Genomic DNA, 15,312 nt, shown 5'->3' with positions numbered 1-15,312 from the left:
CTAAAGCGCCGGCATCCAAGGCACCGGCAAAGAAAGCACCCGCAAAAGCAGTCGCGGCGAAGGCCGCAACAGCAGTGAAGAAAGCAGCGCCTGCCAAGGCGGCGGCAAAGCCGGCAGCGAAGGCGCCGGCCAAGAAACCGGCGGCGGCCAAGGCTGTCGCGAAGCCGGCAGTGAAGAAGGCGGCGCCCGCGAAAGCGGCGGCGAAGCCGGCGGCGAAAGCGGCGCCGGCCAAGAAGCCTGCTGCCAAGGCGACGGCCAAACCCACAGCCAAACCCGCTGCCAAGAAGGCGGCTCCCGCGAAAGCCGCGGCGAGGCCGGCAGCAAAAGCGGCACCGGCCAAGAAGCCGGCGGCCAAGCCAGCTGCCAAAGCAGCCGCCGCCGCGACCAAGCCGGCGGTGAAGAAAGCCCCAGCGCCGAAGGCAAAGGCAGCGCCTGCGAAGGCGAAGACTCCGGTCAAGAAGTAGACGGATCGTTGGGGCGTCGCGTGTCCTTCGGGATCCGGCAAGGACGCTCTGACGCTCTGGATCGGAGCATGTTCGGCAACGGGTTCAGCCCTCTGGGCTGAGCGTCGGGAAGGGGCCGAGGGGCAAGCAAAGCGAGGCGCCGGTTGGCTGCCTCGCTCGCCCAACTTTTTTGCTCCTCGCGGTGGTTGGCGAATGTATCGGCGTGACGCTTAGCGCCTGCGAAGCATGGGTGCCGGAAAAGTGTGGGCGCACGTTCGAATCGGGCGGCTTTTTGTGGTGGCCTGCTGATACTTTCCAGAGTACCGGTATCAGGCTTGTCGTGATGCCAGGGCGGAAACCGCAGCCGGTTTCTGGCCGCTGTTTTTTTGCACTCTGGCAATTGATCGCGACAGTCCTGCGGTCAACACTGGATGTTTGCAAACAGGAAACCGATCATGCCGAAGCTGCTCTACGCGTCCGCCTCTCCCTACAGCTCCAAGGTAAGGATGGCAGCGGCCTATGCCGGGATCGCCCTTGATGAGGTGCCGGTCAAGACCGAGGACAGGCCGGCCGAACTGATCGGCGCCAATCCGCTCGGCAAGATCCCGGTGCTGGTGCTCGACGATGGCCGTTCGGTTCACGACAGCCGCGCCATTACCCAGCACCTCAACCGGATTTCGAAGAACGCCTTGTTTCCACGCAATCCCGACAAGCGTCTGGAAGCGGAAGTGCTGGAGGCGCTGGCGGACGGTATCTGCGATTGCGCGCTGTCGATGGTCTACGAACGCCGCACCCGGCCTGAAGAGATGGTCTATCAGCCCTGGCTCGACCGGCAGTGGGCGAAGATCATGGCGGCACTCGATCTGCTCAACGCCAATCCGCCAAAGCTGCCGAAGAAGATCACGGCCGGTCAGTTGGCATTGCGTGCCTGCCTCGGCTATCTCTCGCTCCGCTTTGGCGGTCGGTGGGAGAAGGGGCGCGGCCGGTTGACCCGCTGGGCGGCGCGTTTCGACGAAAAATTCCCAGAGCTGAAGTCCGCGGTTCCGGCCTGAGCGACCGGCACAAAAAAAGCCGGGCGCGAGGCCCGGCTTTTCGTGTCGTGGCTTGAACGACTTAGAACTTCATACCGAGGCCGAAGGTGACGCGGTTGTCCGTCGCCTTGACCTTTCCGATACCGTCGAAGCTCTTGCTGCCGAAGTCGGTGTAGCGATACTCGACGCGGCCGAAGACATTGTCGGTCAGCTTGATGTCGGTGCCGACGCCAGCGGTCCAGCCGAGCATGGTTGCGGTGTCGCTGGCAGGAATGACCGAGTCTTCCACCTTCAGGCTTCTGCCGGCGAGACCGCCGGTGCCATAGAGCAGGATTTCCGGGGTCACGGCGTAGCCGAGACGGGCACGCAGCGAGCCTTCGATGCCGCCCTTGGAGTGGATGCCGTTGTCGTCACCCTTGACGCCGTTGTAGCCGAGTTCGGCTTCACCGCCGTACACGAAGTTCTCCTGCTGCCACTGATAGCCGCCGAAGACACTGCCGACAAAACCCTTGGTATCGGTCGAAACGCCGAAATCCTTTTCCTTGGTCTTGCCGCCGAAGCCGTAGCCAAGGTTGATACCGGCATAGGGACCGGCCCACGAGGCGACCGGAAGTTCGGCAACCGGAGCGGGTGCCGGCGGCTCTTCCGAAACGACGTCCGCGGCATAAGCGGTACCACCGAGGGCGAAGAGCCCGAGCGCAACAGCCAGCGGCCGTGCGAATTTGAGATTGGCTTGCATTGTTCTTTACTCCTTAAGCCACAGGACACAGGCTTGTTTCTCACGATCGCCATCGACCCGTCCGGGGGGTGAAACGGATCTGGCGTTCGTCGGTTCCAAATGTCGTGTCAAAATGCGGCTGAACCGAACCTGAACTTGGGTCATTCCCCGGCGCGAATGAGGCAGAACCTTGACGTTGCATCTTCGCAACAGCGAAATGTCAGCAGCAAGTTCGTGCTGCGCTGCACGCGGCTTGGTGCAAGGACTCCAGCGACCTATATTGCGGTCCGGCGGTTGCGAGTCCAAGAGGGCCCGGCACGTCGAACTGGGCACTTCGCCACAATGTTGCCCCAGGTGCGAACGCCGTTTAACGCATGCCGGGCCATATTTCGTCGGCGTCGCGTTTTCGGGCCGAAATTGAGGATTGACACATATGAGCAAAGCCACTGCCGTGGCGCTGGTGACCGGTGGGGCGAAACGGATCGGCAAGGCGATTGTCGAGGACCTTGCCAGCCATGGCTTTGCGGTCGCCATCCATTCCAATCGCTCGCACGATGCGGCGGATGCGCTGGCCGCGGGGATCAACCGGTCGGGCGGGCGTGCCGCCGTGGTTGCGGCCGACCTGACCGACATGGATGCCGTCGGCGACCTTGTCGGCCAGGCGGAGGCCGCGCTGGGCCCAATCTCGCTGCTGGTCAACAATGCTTCGCTCTTCGTCGATGATTCCGTTGAGGATTTCGACTGGCGCGCCTGGGACCGCCATTTTGCCATTCACCTGAAAACCCCGGCGCTGTTGGCGCAGAACTTCGCCCGTTCCTTGCCGGAAGGGCAGGACGGGCTGATCGTCAACATCATCGACCAGCGCGTCTGGCGGCCGACGCCGCGCTATTTTTCCTACGCGCTATCGAAATCGGCATTGTGGACGCAGACGCAGATGTTGGCCCAGGCGCTCGGGCCGCGCATCCGCGTCAATGCGATCGGGCCAGGCCCGACGCTGAAGAACGTGCGCCAGGACGATTCGGATTTTGACGCGCAGGTCGCTGGCCTTATTCTGAGGCGCGGCCCGGAATTGCCGGAATTCGGCGCCACCATCCGCTATCTCTGGCAGGCGCGCTCGGTCACCGGTCAGATGATCGCGCTCGACGGCGGCCAGCATCTTGCATGGCAGACGCCCGATGTGACAGGCATGGCGGAATGAGTCCTTTGGATCACAAGAACAAGGCGCGCGGCGGCGCTGATGATCTTCCTCCCGAAATCGACCTCGAGGACGAGGCGCTGGAGGAGATCGTCGAACCGGTTGGCCCGGATGTCGCCTTCACGGCCATCGACTGGACGCCGCATGCGGGCGACGCCGAAGGCATGGTCGGCGCCGAGGTGATCCAGACGCTGGTCAAGCGGCTGCCCAATGCGCCCGGCGTCTACCGGATGATGAACGCCGCCGGCGACGTGCTCTACGTCGGCAAGGCGCGCAGCCTGAAGAAGCGTGTCACCAACTACGCGCAAGGCAGATTCCACACCAGCCGCATCGGCCGCATGGTGCGCGAGACGTCGACGATGGAATTCGTCGTCACCCGCACCGAGATCGAGGCGCTGCTGCTCGAAGCCAATCTCATCAAGCGTTTGCGGCCGCGATTCAATGTGCTGATGCGGGACGACAAGTCGTTCCCGTATATCCTTTTGACCGGCGACCATGTCTCGCCCGGCATTTACAAGCATCGCGGCGCGCGGTCGCGCAAGGGCGACTATTTCGGCCCCTTTGCCTCGGCCGGTGCCGTCGGCCGCACCATCAATTCCCTGCAGCGCGCCTTCCTGCTCAGAAGCTGCACCAATTCTTTCTACGAGAACCGCACGCGGCCATGCCTGCTCTACCAGATCAAGCGCTGCGCGGGTCCGTGCACCGGCGAAATTTCGCATGAGGGTTATGCCGAGTTGGTCGCCGAAGCGAAGGACTTTTTGTCCGGCCGCAGCCAGAAGGTGAAGACCGAGATTTCGGCCGCCATGCAGCAGGCTTCGCAAGACCTCGATTTCGAGCGCGCCGCCATCTATCGCGACCGACTGGCGGCCCTGTCGCACGTGCAAAGCCATCAGGGCATCAACCCGGCGACCGTCGACGAGGCCGATGTGTTCGCCATCCACCAGGAAGGCGGCCAGGTCTGCATCCAGGTGTTTTTCTTCCGCACCGGCCAGAACTGGGGCAACCGTGCCTATTTCCCGAAGGCCGATCCGGCGCTGGAGGGATCGGAAGTGCTGGGCTCGTTCCTGGCGCAGTTCTATGACGACAAGCCGACACCGCGTGCCATTCTCTTGTCGCAGACCGTCGAGGACCAGGAACTGCTGGCCGAGGCGCTCTCGACCCGCGCCGGCCGCAAGGTGGCGATTTCCGTGCCGCAGCGCGGCGAGAAGAAGGACCTGACCGACAACGCCCTGCAGAATGCGCGTGAGGCACTCGGCCGTCGGCTGGCCGAAACCTCGACGCAAGCGCGGTTGCTTGCCGGTTTCGCCGAGACCTTCGGCCTCGCCAAGCCGCCGGTGCGCATCGAGGTTTACGACAATTCGCACATCATGGGCACCAACGCGGTCGGCGCCATGGTCGTCGCCGGCCCGGAAGGCTTTGTGAAAAACCAGTACAGAAAATTCAACATCCGCTCGACCGAGATCACGCCGGGCGACGATTTCGGCATGATGCGCGAAGTGATGGAGCGGCGTTTTTCGCGGCTGCTCAAGGAGCATGGCGATGTCGCCGCGGCTGAGGATGCGGCAGCGGGCGAGGCGATGGCGGCCGAGGCGGGCGATGATATCGAGGACGACATTTCCGGCAGCTTCCCGGCATGGCCGGACGTCATCCTGATCGATGGCGGCCAGGGCCAGATGACGGCGGTGCGCAAGATCCTGTCGGATCTCGGCATCGAGGACCGGGTCGTCGCCATCGGCATCGCCAAGGGGCAGGACCGCGATGCCGGCCGCGAGCGTTTTTTCGTCAGGGGCAGGGACTCGTTTTCATTGCCGGTTCGCGACCCCGTGCTCTATTTCGTCCAGCGGCTGCGCGACGAGGTCCACCGCTTCGCCATCGGCTCGCACCGGGCCCGCCGCAAGAAGGAGATGGTCAAGAGCCCGCTCGATGAAATCGCCGGCATCGGCCCCGGCCGCAAGCGCGCCCTGCTGCTGGCATTCGGAACCGCCAAGGCGGTCAGCCGCGCCGCGATCGAGGATCTGAGAAAAGTCGACGGCATTTCCGAGCAGGTCGCCAAATTGGTCTACAATCATTTCCACGAAAGTTGAAAAAATCCGCCACTTTCAGCTGGCCAGTCGAATCTGGCCTGTTGACCCCCTACAACAGCTTCTGATTTGAGTACGCAGGCAGAAAGAGTCCACCAGACATGGCCCAGCGCGCGTTCAACCTGCCTAATATACTGACCTACGCCCGTATCGTCGCGGTGCCGCTGGTCGTGTTGTGTTTTTTTCTCGAAGGCCATCTGAAATCGAGCGACTTCGCTCGCTGGTCGGCGCTGGTCATTTTCCTGCTGGCGTCCGTTACCGATTATTTCGATGGCTATTTTGCGCGTGCCTGGCAGCAGACCTCCAACATCGGTAAGATGCTCGATCCGATCGCCGACAAGCTGCTGGTCGCCACGTGCCTCTTGCTGCTTGCTGCCGACACCGACCGCCATGCCGGCATCGCCGGCTGGTCGCTGTGGGCGGCCATCATCATCCTGTGCCGCGAAATCCTGGTTTCTGGCCTGCGCGAATATCTGGCGGCACTCAAGGTCTCGGTGCCGGTGACGCAGCTCGCCAAGTGGAAGACCACCATCCAGATGGTCGCCATCGCTTTCCTGCTGGCGGGGCCGGCCGGCGACAAGGTCTTCCCGCTGACAACGCAGACCGGTCTCGTGCTGCTGTGGATCGCGGCCCTCGTGACGCTCTACACCGGCTACGACTATTTCCGCGCCGGCCTCAAGCACATCATGGACGAGTGAGATGACGACCCGTCTCATCTACTTTGCCTGGGTTCGCGAACGGATCGGCACGCCGGAAGAAGATGTCGAACTGCCGGCCGTCATAGAGACGGTCGCCGACCTCTTGCGCTGGCTGCGGTCGCGCGGCGAAGGGTACGAACGCGCGTTGCAGTATCCCGACGTGATCCGCGTTGCCATCGACCAGGAACATGTCGACCACCGCGAGAAGATATCGGGCGCGCGCGAAATCGCGCTGTTCCCGCCGATGACCGGGGGCTGACAGTCATGTCGGCCGTCCTGGCAGCGACGGTGCGCATTCAGCGCCAGGATTTCGACGTCGCCGCCGAGATCGCCGCACTGACGCAAGGCCGCGTCGACATTGGCGCGGTGGTCACCTTCTCAGGCCTGTGCCGCGACGAGCAGGGCGCGCTCTCGGCACTCGAACTCGAGCACTATCCGGGCATGGCTGAAGCCGAGATCGGCCGCATCGCAACCGAAGCCAGCGAGCGCTGGCCGCTGCAAGGCCTCACCGTCATCCATCGCCATGGCAAGATCGCGCCGGGAGAGAACATCGTGCTGGTGGTAGCCGCTTCCGCGCACCGCCAGGCGGCGTTCGAGGCGGCGGACTTCCTCATGGACTATCTCAAGTCGCGTGCACCCTTCTGGAAGAAGGAACATCGCACCGACGGCTCCGAGGGCGGCTGGGTCGAGGCCAAGGGAACCGATGCCCAGGCAGCCCAGCGCTGGAAGCGGCCGCCATCCGAATAATACCGTGCCGACCTTGCTCGTCCATGGCAACCGCGACCGCTCGGCGCCCATCGAGCTGACGGGCATTCCGTCCGCCAGGCTCATTCCGGACTGCCGTTTCCTCGTTTACGAGGGCGCGCCGCATGGCCTCATGTACACCCATATGGATCGGCTGCATGCCGATGTGCTGCGATTCGTGCGCGAGAGTTGAGCGCCAGCAAAGAAAAAGGCCGGCGAAACACCGGCCTTCTCGCATGGACGTGCAGTGTCGGCTCAGCCGACGATTTCGGTATCCGAGAACCAGTACTTGATCTCCTGCGCGGCCGTTTCCGGCGCATCCGAGCCGTGCACCGAATTCTCACCGATCGAGAGCGCATGCACCTTGCGGATGGTGTCTTCGGCGGCGTTGGCCGGATTGGTGGCGCCCATCACTTCGCGGTTCCTGGCGATGGCGTTCTCACCTTCCAGCACCTGCACGACGGTCGGGCCCGAGGACATGGAGTCCACCAGCTCGCCGAAGAACGGGCGGTCCTTGTGGACGGCGTAGAAGCCCTCCGCCTCGCGGCGGCTCATCCACACCCGGCGCGAGGCGATAACGCGCAGGCCGGCCTCTTCCAGCATCCTGGTGATGGCGCCGGTGAGATTGCGCCGCGTTGCGTCCGGCTTGATCATGGAAAAAGTGCGTTCGAGCGCCATGGGTCGTCCTTGTCTGAATTCGAATTGAGAGTGGCGGGCTCTATACAAGCCGCCCGGCTGATTGCCAAGAGGGCTGAGGAGAGGGGTGAGGCGTGGTCCGCCAAGCGAACGCCCGGAGCGACAGCGCAGGGCCGGAATGGTCGGTGCTTCCGTAGCTGATCCTGTCGGCCGGCGGCATCAGACGGCTGCACAGCAACGGTTTGCTTGCTATAGTCGCCCTGTCGGCGCCGCGCTGAAGTCGGCCCGAATGGAGACAACATGACCATGACAGACGATCGTCAGGAGCGCATTCGCAACCGTGCACATCAGATCTGGCAGGAAGAAGGGCACCCGGCCGGTCAGCACGAACGCCATTGGCATCAGGCGGCGGCCGACGTCGACCGGGAGGATGCGGGGAAGCCGACGGTGGGCAAGAAGCCGGCCAAGAAGGCACCTGACGCCAGCAAGGCAAAAGCCGCGCCCAAGCAAGAAAAGCTCGTCGCCAAAGCCGGCAAGCCGAAAGCCAGCAAGCCAAAGAAGGCGGCAAAGTAAAGAAGTAAAGTCAGCTGTTCGGCCCCTGATTTCGCAACAGGCTGACGGGCTCGAGCTGCCCTGCGGATAGAAGGCCTTTGCGGCGTCACGCCGCCGCCGCAACCTTTCGTCCAAGCCCGCCATGCAGGTCGAGGCAGCGGGTGAACCACTGCGCCACCACGTCGCTGTCTTCGAGCAACTTGTACGGCGATGCGATGCGCGCCCATTGCAATGCGCCGAAGACGATATAGTCGGCAAATAGCGGCGAGGCGCCGCCGATGAATGGCTGGTAGCTCAACATGGAGCGCAGCGGCTCCAGTGCCGCCCGGAAGGTTGCCAGGCCGGCGTCGCGTGCGGCGACGACGTCCTCCAGGCGCTTGCCGAAGCGCTGCTCCCGGCTCTGGCGGAAATACGAGCCATTCAGTTCGTCTTGCATGGCATGAAGGTCGACGAGCGCCGCCGTGGTGACGTAAGGGTGGATCGTCGATTGCGACCAGCGCTCGATGAAGCGCGCCATCGCCTTGCCGCCTTCGCCGCCAAACAGGCTAGGCCGATCCGGATAGGCCTCCTCGAGATAGAGCGCGATGGCAAAGGAATCGGTGACGACCTTGTCGCCGTCGCGGATCACCGGAACGGTTTTCGAAACGCCGCCCTCAACGGCGGGCACTTCGAGAAAACGCGTCGGCGCGGTCGACATTTCGAGCCCCTTGTGGGCCAGCGCCATTGTTGCCTTCCAGCAATGTGGACTGAACGGGCGGCCCTCGTCACGCCCGACGAGTTCGTAAAGCAGAATGGTCATTGGCGCGGGTTCCTTTGCGGTCTAGGTATCGCTCCCGACACCCGAAACGGACCGGCGGGAAAAAATGAAACAGCACTTCATGATGTTTGCGGCATACAATCAATGGGCCAATGGCCGCATCTACGATGCCGCCGACGATCTCAACGACGAGGAATTCAATCGCGACGTCGGCGCCTTCTTCGGCTCGCTGATGGGCACGCTCAACCACCTGCTCGCCGCCGATCGCATCTGGATGAAGCGCTTCACCGGCGAAGGCGCCGCGCCGACGACATTGGACGCTATATTGTACCGGGCCTTGCCTGTCCTGAGGACAGCGCGCGAGGCCGAGGACCGGCGGATTATCGACTGGCTCGGCGGCTTGAGCGACAAGGCGCTGTCGGGTCGTTTCACCTATATGACCGTATCGGACATGCGCACCGTCTCGCAACGCCTGGCGCCCGCGCTGGCTCATGTCTTCAACCACCAGACCCACCACCGCGGCCAGGCGCATATGATCCTGACGGTCCTGGGTCGCCCGTCGGTGCCGCTGGATCTGGCGCATTTCCAGCGCACCGAGGAAGGCAGGGCTTTCGCCTGATCCAGATGGTTTCGTTCTAAATTCGATGGCGAACGGTTGGCGCGGACTATCGCCGCATTTTCACACAGCCGCCGAAGCCAGGCCGGTGACTTCGCCATCCAATTGGCTCTGTGTCAGAGCCGCTTCCGCCATCACCCATTGCTTGAACCGCAGCACCTTGCGCGCGGCAAGGCTCTTGTGGGGCGAGACGAAATACCAGCCGGCCGTGTTCGGATGGTGGACGGCAAAGGGAGCGACCAACCTCTCGGCGCGGATGTCGCTGGCCATATAGGCACGATTGGCGACGGCAAAACCCATTCCGGCATTGGCCGCCTCGTAGGACATCATGCAAGAGTCGAAATAGATGCTTTTGGTCTCGCTGAGCACAAAACTGGCCCCGGCGAAACCAAGCCAGGATTGCCAGTTCTGGGTGCAGGTGTCGGAATGCAGCAGCGTGAAGTGCTTGAGGTCGTCCGGCGTCACCTTTGATACCGGCTTGTCGCCGAGAACCTCATGGAACAATTTGCGGTTGCACACCGGGGTCAGGTCTTCCCGAAACAGCAGGTCGGACGGCAGTCCGTTGAAATGGCCGTCGCCATAGCGGATTTCCAGATCGAATTCGGAAGTCGTGAACTCATGCGTCGCGTACGAGGTCGAAACCCGCATCACGATATCGGGATGTTGCTGCTGGAACAGCGGCAGGCGCGGAAACAGCCAGCGCGCGGCAAATGTCGGCAGCACGGATATTTTCAGCACATGTTCCTGTGATTGCCCGGTCGCTTCCATGCTGGCGGCGACGATACGCTCCAGCGCCTCGCGAACGCGCGAGACATAGGTCTCGCCCTCCGGTGTCAGCGATACCGCATTGCCGCCGCGTTGGAAAATCTTGAAACGCAGCTGGTCCTCCAGGCTCTTGACGCGCTGGCTGACCGCCGATGCGGTGATGAACTGTTCTTCTCCGGCACGCGTGAAATTGCCGTGCCTCGCAGCACTCTCCACGATTTTCAGCGAATTGAGGTTGACCTGACTGAGCAGACGCACGGTTTCGACCTTAAGCTTGGCTTACGGTAGCACTAGCATTCCTAATTTTACAGGGGGAGCTAATTTAATCGACTGTTAGCCAAGTGTTTGCCCCCACTTGGAGAAGTACAATGAACGCACATACGATACCCGAATTGCGCTATGCGATGAGCCGCGAGGCCATTATCGGCCACGAAACCGCCTGGAAGGTGTCGAGCTTCGGCGTTGCGCAGTATCTGCATGGCTATGATCCGGAACTGCTTGCCGCGATCGAGGAGGCCGCCCTGAAGCTCAAGGCCAGCCATGCCGTGCACAAGCATCTCGATCTGACCTTCATCACCGGCGCCGACCGTTTCATACCTGAAATCAAGGAGTTGCTGAACGACAAGTTGCGCCTGGAGCGCCTGTCCGACATGATGGGCACGAAGCTGGAACCCTATCCGCTGTCGATCGTCGGTTCGACCGTTACCTTCATGAATCCCAGGGATGGCGCCGTCGAATGGCATTGCGACGGCGTTCCGGTCACCGAACTCATTCCGCTGTCGATCAGCGATCCGCTGGTCGGCGGCCATCTCGAAATCTATTGCGATGATTCCGAGACCGGCCGCGCCATTCTCGAATCCGGCCGCGAGATTCCGCGCAACCGTATCATGCGCATCGATCACAAGATGAGATATGCGACGCTCGGGCAGTTCCTCGGCGTCCTGCACCGCACGGCGCCGATCCAGTTCGGCGAACGCGTCACCCTGGTGCTCAACCAGCGCTCCGTGGCCAAGCCCTATGTCGACGACAACAGGATGTTTTACCTTGCCGCCGACAACGATCACGACCGCGAATGGGTCAATGAACTGGCCGAGGACGTGTGGACCAATCAGCTGCCGGCCTATCGCCGGTTCGAGGCGGAACATCCGACGCCGGCCCCGGCCGAAGCACCGGTTCCGGGTGGGGCCAGGGAATCATGGTAACGATCCATGATCCGGAAAAAAGGGAGCCGGTTTTCGGACAGGATCATGGTCGAACGCAGAGATAGAGCCCCATGGCGCTTCTTTCGGCATGGATCAGGCTCGATGTCCGCGCTGGTCTTCGCCACCGGCGCGGTGGCGTTGTGGTCGACAAATGCGCTGGTCGGCAAATCCCTGCTGGCCAGTCACCCGGTGTCGCAGGTGCAGTTCCTGCAATTTGTAGGGGCCACGCTGGTCTTCGCGGCCATCCGGTTGATGAGCCGGGAGAAAGCCACGGCAATCACGGCGAGCACCGCGCTGGTGCCGCTCGCGGTCGGCTTCATCGGTCTGGTCGGCACCATGGTGCTGCAATATATCGCCTTCGCCTCGATGCCGGTGATCGAAGCCAATCTCGTGGCCTACACCTGGCCCTTGATGGTTGCCGCGGCCGTGATCGCCTTCGAAAATCCCCGGCGTCCGGCTTTGCTGGGTCTTGCAGCGGCCCTTGGGTTCGTGGGCGTCGCGCTGGTGATTTCGGGAGGCCGCGACCGCACCTGGTTTCAGGGTGATCTCGCCGGCTATCTGTGCGCATTCGGGTCCGCGCTGTGCATGGCTTTCTATTCGGTGATGGTGGGACGGCTCGCCCCTTCGCCGGACCGCCTGTTGCTGCCATCGTCGCTGGTTGGCGTCGCCTTGACGCTTATATGGTCCGTTCGCGAAGGCGTAGCCTGGCCCACCGGCGTGGATCTGGCCCTCGGGCTCTATCTCGGTGCCGGCCCCATGGGGCTTGGTTATTACTTCTGGTCGCGGGCCCTGAAACTGGGAGGCAGCGGGAAGGTGGCTGTCATTGCCTATCTCACGCCGATCGCTTCGACATTGCTGCTGACCTTGTCCGGCGAACGGTTGACGACGACAGCCATTGCCGGAGCCGTCCTTGTCATAGGCAGTTGCATCGCGGTCGGACTGGAACGTTCGGAGGCGGAAAATTATGTTTGACGACAATGAACGTCTCGCCAGGCAGGAAGCGCATTGGCTGATCAAGGAATTTGGCGCCGAGGCACCACTTTACGCCGCGATGAAGGCCGAAAAGGCGATCGAGCAGAAGGATTTCGGGCGTTGTGCCCGCTGGAAGCGTATTCTTGAGATATTGGCTGACAGCCGTTCAACCAAGTCTGCCGTATCCAAGTATTAGATTTTCTAATTTGCACGAGGTCGATTTCCCATAAAAGTAGTTGGCGCCAAGTCTTGATTCGTTTTGGGACTTGGCGGGTCCGTTGGGGGCACGGTTAAAGAGATACATCGACAAAAGTCTTCACTGGGGTAGACGACTTTGTCGCAAATAGGGTGAAAGAATTGTCAAATATCGAGGATAAGATCGTTATCGAGCTAACCGCCGATATTGTCTCGGCTTATGTAGGCAACAATCCGCTCCCGGCTTCGGGCCTGCCTGACTTGATTGCCAGCGTCAGCGCCTCGGTCCGAAAGCTGGCTGGTGCGGCTGTCGTGGAAAGCCCGAGCCTTGTTCCGGCCGTAAATCCGAAAAGGTCGGTGTTTCCCGACTACATCATCTGCCTGGAGGACGGAAAGAAGTTCAAGTCGCTCAAGCGACATCTCAGGACGGACTACGGCTTGAGCCCTGACGACTATCGCGCCAAATGGGGCTTGCCGCCGGACTACCCGATGGTCGCGCCGAATTACTCCGCGACCCGGTCGGCGTTGGCGAAGTCGACGGGACTTGGCCGCAAGCCGGCCGCTGCGCCGGCAGTCGTGGCCAAGACGACAAAGCGCGGCAGGGCGGCTGCCTGAGGCCTTGCCGACTGCACGGCGGGCGCTGTCGCGGCTCTGACGGCGCGGTTGTGGGCGCCGTTTCCAGGCCTTGTGCGGCCAACTGGCCCGCAAGGTCTTGCGAAGCGTTGATGTCCGGTGCAAAAGCGCGGCCATGCTTATCATCAACGACCTCTCGCTCCGCATGGCGGGGCGCCTGCTTCTCGACCACGCCTCGCTCACCCTGCCGGCCGGCACCAAGGCCGGCCTTGTCGGCCGCAACGGGACCGGCAAGACGACGCTGTTCAAGGCCATAACAGGCGATTTCCCCTCCGAGACGGGTTCGATCAGCCTGCCGAAGAATACGCGGATCGGTCAGGTGGCGCAGGAAGCGCCCGGCACCGAGGACCCGCTGATCGAGATCGTGCTCAAGGCCGACCTCGAACGTTCCGCGCTCCTCGAAGAGGAAAAGACCGCCACCGATCCGCACCGCATCGCCGACATCCACATGCGGCTGGCCGATATCGACGCCCATTCGGCCGAGTCTCGCGCGGCCACCATCCTGGCCGGCCTAGGCTTCGACGACGCCGCGCAGCGCCGTCCGGCCTCGTCCTTCTCCGGCGGCTGGCGCATGCGCGTTGCGTTGGCCGCCGTGCTGTTTTCAGAGCCCGACCTTCTGCTGCTCGACGAGCCGACCAACTATCTCGACCTTGAAGGGACGTTGTGGCTTGAGAACTATGTTTCAAAGTATCCGCACACGGTGCTTCTGATTTCGCACGACCGAGATCTGCTCAACCGTGCCGTCAATTCGATCGTTCATCTCGACCAGAAGAAGCTGACGTTCTGGCGCGGCGGCTACGACCAGTTCGAGCGCCAGTATACCGAGCAGAAGGAATTGCAGGAAAAGGGCAGGGTCAAGCAGGAAGCCGCCCGCAAGCATATGGAATCCTTCGTCGAGCGTTTTCGCGCAAAGGCCTCCAAGGCAAGGCAGGCACAGTCGCGCATCAAGGCGCTGGAAAAGATGAAGCCGATCTCGGCCATCGTCAACGACACGGTACGGCCGTTCTCTTTCCCCGAGCCTGTGAAGACCGTGGCTTCGCCGATCGTGGCGCTGAACAACGTCAATGTCGGCTACACCGAGGGTCAGCCGATCCTGAAGAAGATGACGCTGCGCATCGATGCCGACGACCGCATCGCGCTGCTCGGTGCCAATGGCAACGGCAAGTCGACCTTCGCCAAACTTCTGTCGGGTCGTCTGAAGCAGGAAACCGGCACCATGACGGTGGCGCCGGGTTTGAAGGTGGCGATCTTCGCCCAGCACCAGCTCGACGATCTGCGTCCTGAGGAAAATGCCTATGAGCACGTCCGCCGGCTGATGCCGGAGGCGCCGGAATCGAAAGTGCGCGGCCGGGTCGCCCAGTTCGGCCTCACGACGGAGAAAATGAATACGCCCGCCAAGGACCTGTCCGGTGGCGAGAAGGCGCGCCTTCTGATGGGCCTGTCTGCCTTCGAGGGCCCGAACCTGTTCATCCTCGACGAACCGACCAACCATCTCGACATCGACAGCCGCGAATCGCTGATCCATGCGCTGAACGAATTTCCCGGCGCCGTTATCCTGATCTCGCACGACCGCCATCTTCTGGAAGCGACCGCCGACCGGCTGTGGCTGGTCAAGGACGGTGCGGTCAATCCCTATGACGGCGACCTGGAGGACTACAAGACGCTGGTCACCGGCGTCTCCGGCGACCGCCGTGGCAAGCGCGAAGCGGACAAGGCGTCAAAAGCCGACCGTCGCCGCGACGCGGCCGCTCGCCGTGCCGCTTTCGAACCGCTGGCCAAGGAAATCCGCGCCACCGAGGCGCTGATGGATCGCATCCGCAAACGCATCGACGGCATCGAGGACGAGCTGTCCAATCCGGCGGTCTATGAAAAGGATCCCTCGACCGCGACGCGGCTCGCCAAGGAGCGCTCGCAGCTTGCGCAGACGCTGGCAGGCCACGAGGAAAAATGGCTGACCATGTCGGCCGAATATGAGGAAGGCACGGCGGAGTAGGATGCGTAATCTCCCGACGAGGGGGAGATTGGCTGATTATCTGGCCCTACACGCCACTCCCGAAACCCGCTAAACAGGGGC

The 15,312-nt window shown here is 62.4% G+C and carries 19 protein-coding genes; 15 read left to right on the top strand and 4 right to left on the bottom strand.

Annotated features, from left to right (window positions below):
* The first annotated feature begins 74 nt into the window (after positions 1–74).
* Together FJ543_RS28870 and FJ543_RS28865 are read left to right on the top strand one after the other, a co-directional pair.
* Positions 75–464, top strand: a complete 390-nt coding sequence (locus tag FJ543_RS28870; RefSeq protein WP_181166385.1) for a hypothetical protein — start codon at positions 75–77, stop codon at positions 462–464.
* A gap of 434 nt (positions 465–898) precedes the next feature.
* Positions 899–1,495, top strand: a complete 597-nt coding sequence (locus FJ543_RS28865) for a glutathione S-transferase family protein (protein WP_140823718.1) — start codon at positions 899–901, stop codon at positions 1,493–1,495.
* A 61-nt stretch (positions 1,496–1,556) separates the two neighbouring features.
* On the opposite strand, the gene FJ543_RS28860 is transcribed toward FJ543_RS28865, so the two are convergent.
* Positions 1,557–2,213, bottom strand: coding sequence for an outer membrane protein (locus FJ543_RS28860; protein WP_140717897.1), 657 nt, complete (start codon positions 2,211–2,213; stop codon positions 1,557–1,559).
* Positions 2,214–2,625: 412 nt separating this feature from the next.
* Here FJ543_RS28860 and FJ543_RS28855 point away from each other — a divergent pair, with 412 nt between their 5' ends.
* From FJ543_RS28855 to FJ543_RS28830, 6 genes are all read left to right on the top strand, one after another.
* Positions 2,626–3,390 (top strand): SDR family oxidoreductase, encoded by a 765-nt coding sequence (locus FJ543_RS28855; RefSeq protein WP_140878591.1) that lies wholly within the window; start codon positions 2,626–2,628, stop codon positions 3,388–3,390.
* On the top strand, positions 3,387–5,471 hold the full coding sequence (gene uvrC / locus FJ543_RS28850; RefSeq protein ID WP_140878589.1) for an excinuclease ABC subunit UvrC: 2,085 nt from the start codon (positions 3,387–3,389) through the stop codon (positions 5,469–5,471). Before FJ543_RS28855 ends, uvrC begins: the two co-directional genes overlap by 4 nt.
* Before the next feature lie 98 nt (positions 5,472–5,569).
* Positions 5,570–6,166: a CDP-diacylglycerol--glycerol-3-phosphate 3-phosphatidyltransferase gene (gene pgsA, locus FJ543_RS28845; RefSeq protein WP_023773423.1), complete on the top strand. Its 597-nt coding sequence runs from the start codon at positions 5,570–5,572 to the stop codon at positions 6,164–6,166.
* Between the two features lies 1 nt (position 6,167).
* Positions 6,168–6,425, top strand: coding sequence for a molybdopterin converting factor subunit 1 (moaD, locus tag FJ543_RS28840; RefSeq protein ID WP_140878587.1), 258 nt, complete (start codon positions 6,168–6,170; stop codon positions 6,423–6,425).
* A 5-nt stretch (positions 6,426–6,430) separates the two neighbouring features.
* Positions 6,431–6,913 (top strand): molybdenum cofactor biosynthesis protein MoaE, encoded by a 483-nt coding sequence (locus FJ543_RS28835; RefSeq protein ID WP_140878585.1) that lies wholly within the window; start codon positions 6,431–6,433, stop codon positions 6,911–6,913.
* Between the two features lie 4 nt (positions 6,914–6,917).
* Positions 6,918–7,103: an alpha/beta hydrolase gene (locus FJ543_RS28830; protein WP_140790588.1), complete on the top strand. Its 186-nt coding sequence runs from the start codon at positions 6,918–6,920 to the stop codon at positions 7,101–7,103.
* A gap of 62 nt (positions 7,104–7,165) precedes the next feature.
* Here FJ543_RS28830 and ndk read toward each other — a convergent pair whose 3' ends face one another.
* A complete protein-coding gene (gene ndk, locus FJ543_RS28825; protein ID WP_140878583.1) occupies positions 7,166–7,588 on the bottom strand; it encodes a nucleoside-diphosphate kinase in 423 nt (140 codons plus the stop codon).
* A gap of 258 nt (positions 7,589–7,846) precedes the next feature.
* On the opposite strand from ndk, the gene FJ543_RS28820 reads away from it, so the two are divergent.
* A complete protein-coding gene (locus FJ543_RS28820) occupies positions 7,847–8,119 on the top strand; it encodes a DUF2934 domain-containing protein (RefSeq protein WP_140878581.1) in 273 nt (90 codons plus the stop codon).
* 85 nt (positions 8,120–8,204) lie between these two features.
* Here the strand turns inward: FJ543_RS28820 and FJ543_RS28815 are convergent, their stop codons facing one another.
* Positions 8,205–8,897, bottom strand: a complete 693-nt coding sequence (locus tag FJ543_RS28815; protein WP_140878579.1) for a glutathione S-transferase family protein — start codon at positions 8,895–8,897, stop codon at positions 8,205–8,207.
* A 64-nt stretch (positions 8,898–8,961) separates the two neighbouring features.
* Between FJ543_RS28815 and FJ543_RS28810 the strand changes: the two genes are divergently transcribed.
* Entirely contained in the window at positions 8,962–9,474 is a 513-nt protein-coding gene (locus tag FJ543_RS28810; RefSeq protein WP_015318464.1) for a DinB family protein, read from the top strand.
* 60 nt (positions 9,475–9,534) lie between these two features.
* Here the strand turns inward: FJ543_RS28810 and FJ543_RS28805 are convergent, their stop codons facing one another.
* Entirely contained in the window at positions 9,535–10,494 is a 960-nt protein-coding gene (locus FJ543_RS28805; RefSeq protein ID WP_015318463.1) for a LysR substrate-binding domain-containing protein, read from the bottom strand.
* Between the two features lie 110 nt (positions 10,495–10,604).
* On the opposite strand from FJ543_RS28805, the gene FJ543_RS31635 reads away from it, so the two are divergent.
* The 5 genes from FJ543_RS31635 (at position 10,605) to FJ543_RS28775 (ending at position 15,231) form a co-directional block, all read left to right on the top strand.
* Complete coding sequence (locus FJ543_RS31635) at positions 10,605–11,438, top strand: hypothetical protein (RefSeq protein WP_181174108.1); 834 nt, start codon at positions 10,605–10,607, stop codon at positions 11,436–11,438.
* A gap of 45 nt (positions 11,439–11,483) precedes the next feature.
* Positions 11,484–12,410: a DMT family transporter gene (locus tag FJ543_RS28790; protein WP_140878577.1), complete on the top strand. Its 927-nt coding sequence runs from the start codon at positions 11,484–11,486 to the stop codon at positions 12,408–12,410.
* The gene (locus FJ543_RS28785; RefSeq protein ID WP_015318460.1) at positions 12,403–12,606 is read left to right on the top strand and encodes a hypothetical protein; all 204 of its coding nucleotides are present in this window, start codon (positions 12,403–12,405) and stop codon (positions 12,604–12,606) included. The genes FJ543_RS28790 and FJ543_RS28785 overlap by 8 nt, the downstream gene beginning before the upstream one ends.
* Positions 12,607–12,767: 161 nt before the next feature.
* Positions 12,768–13,220 (top strand): MucR family transcriptional regulator, encoded by a 453-nt coding sequence (locus FJ543_RS28780; protein WP_140664810.1) that lies wholly within the window; start codon positions 12,768–12,770, stop codon positions 13,218–13,220.
* 133 nt (positions 13,221–13,353) lie between these two features.
* Complete coding sequence (locus FJ543_RS28775) at positions 13,354–15,231, top strand: ABC-F family ATP-binding cassette domain-containing protein (protein WP_140878575.1); 1,878 nt, start codon at positions 13,354–13,356, stop codon at positions 15,229–15,231.
* The last annotated feature ends 81 nt before the right edge of the window (positions 15,232–15,312 follow it).

It is taken from the genome of Mesorhizobium sp. B2-5-7, assembly GCF_006440875.1.
Taxonomy (GTDB): Bacteria; Pseudomonadota; Alphaproteobacteria; order Rhizobiales; family Rhizobiaceae; genus Mesorhizobium; species Mesorhizobium australicum.
Note: the sequence above shows the minus strand (reverse complement) of the source record. Positions and strands in the feature narration are given on the sequence as shown.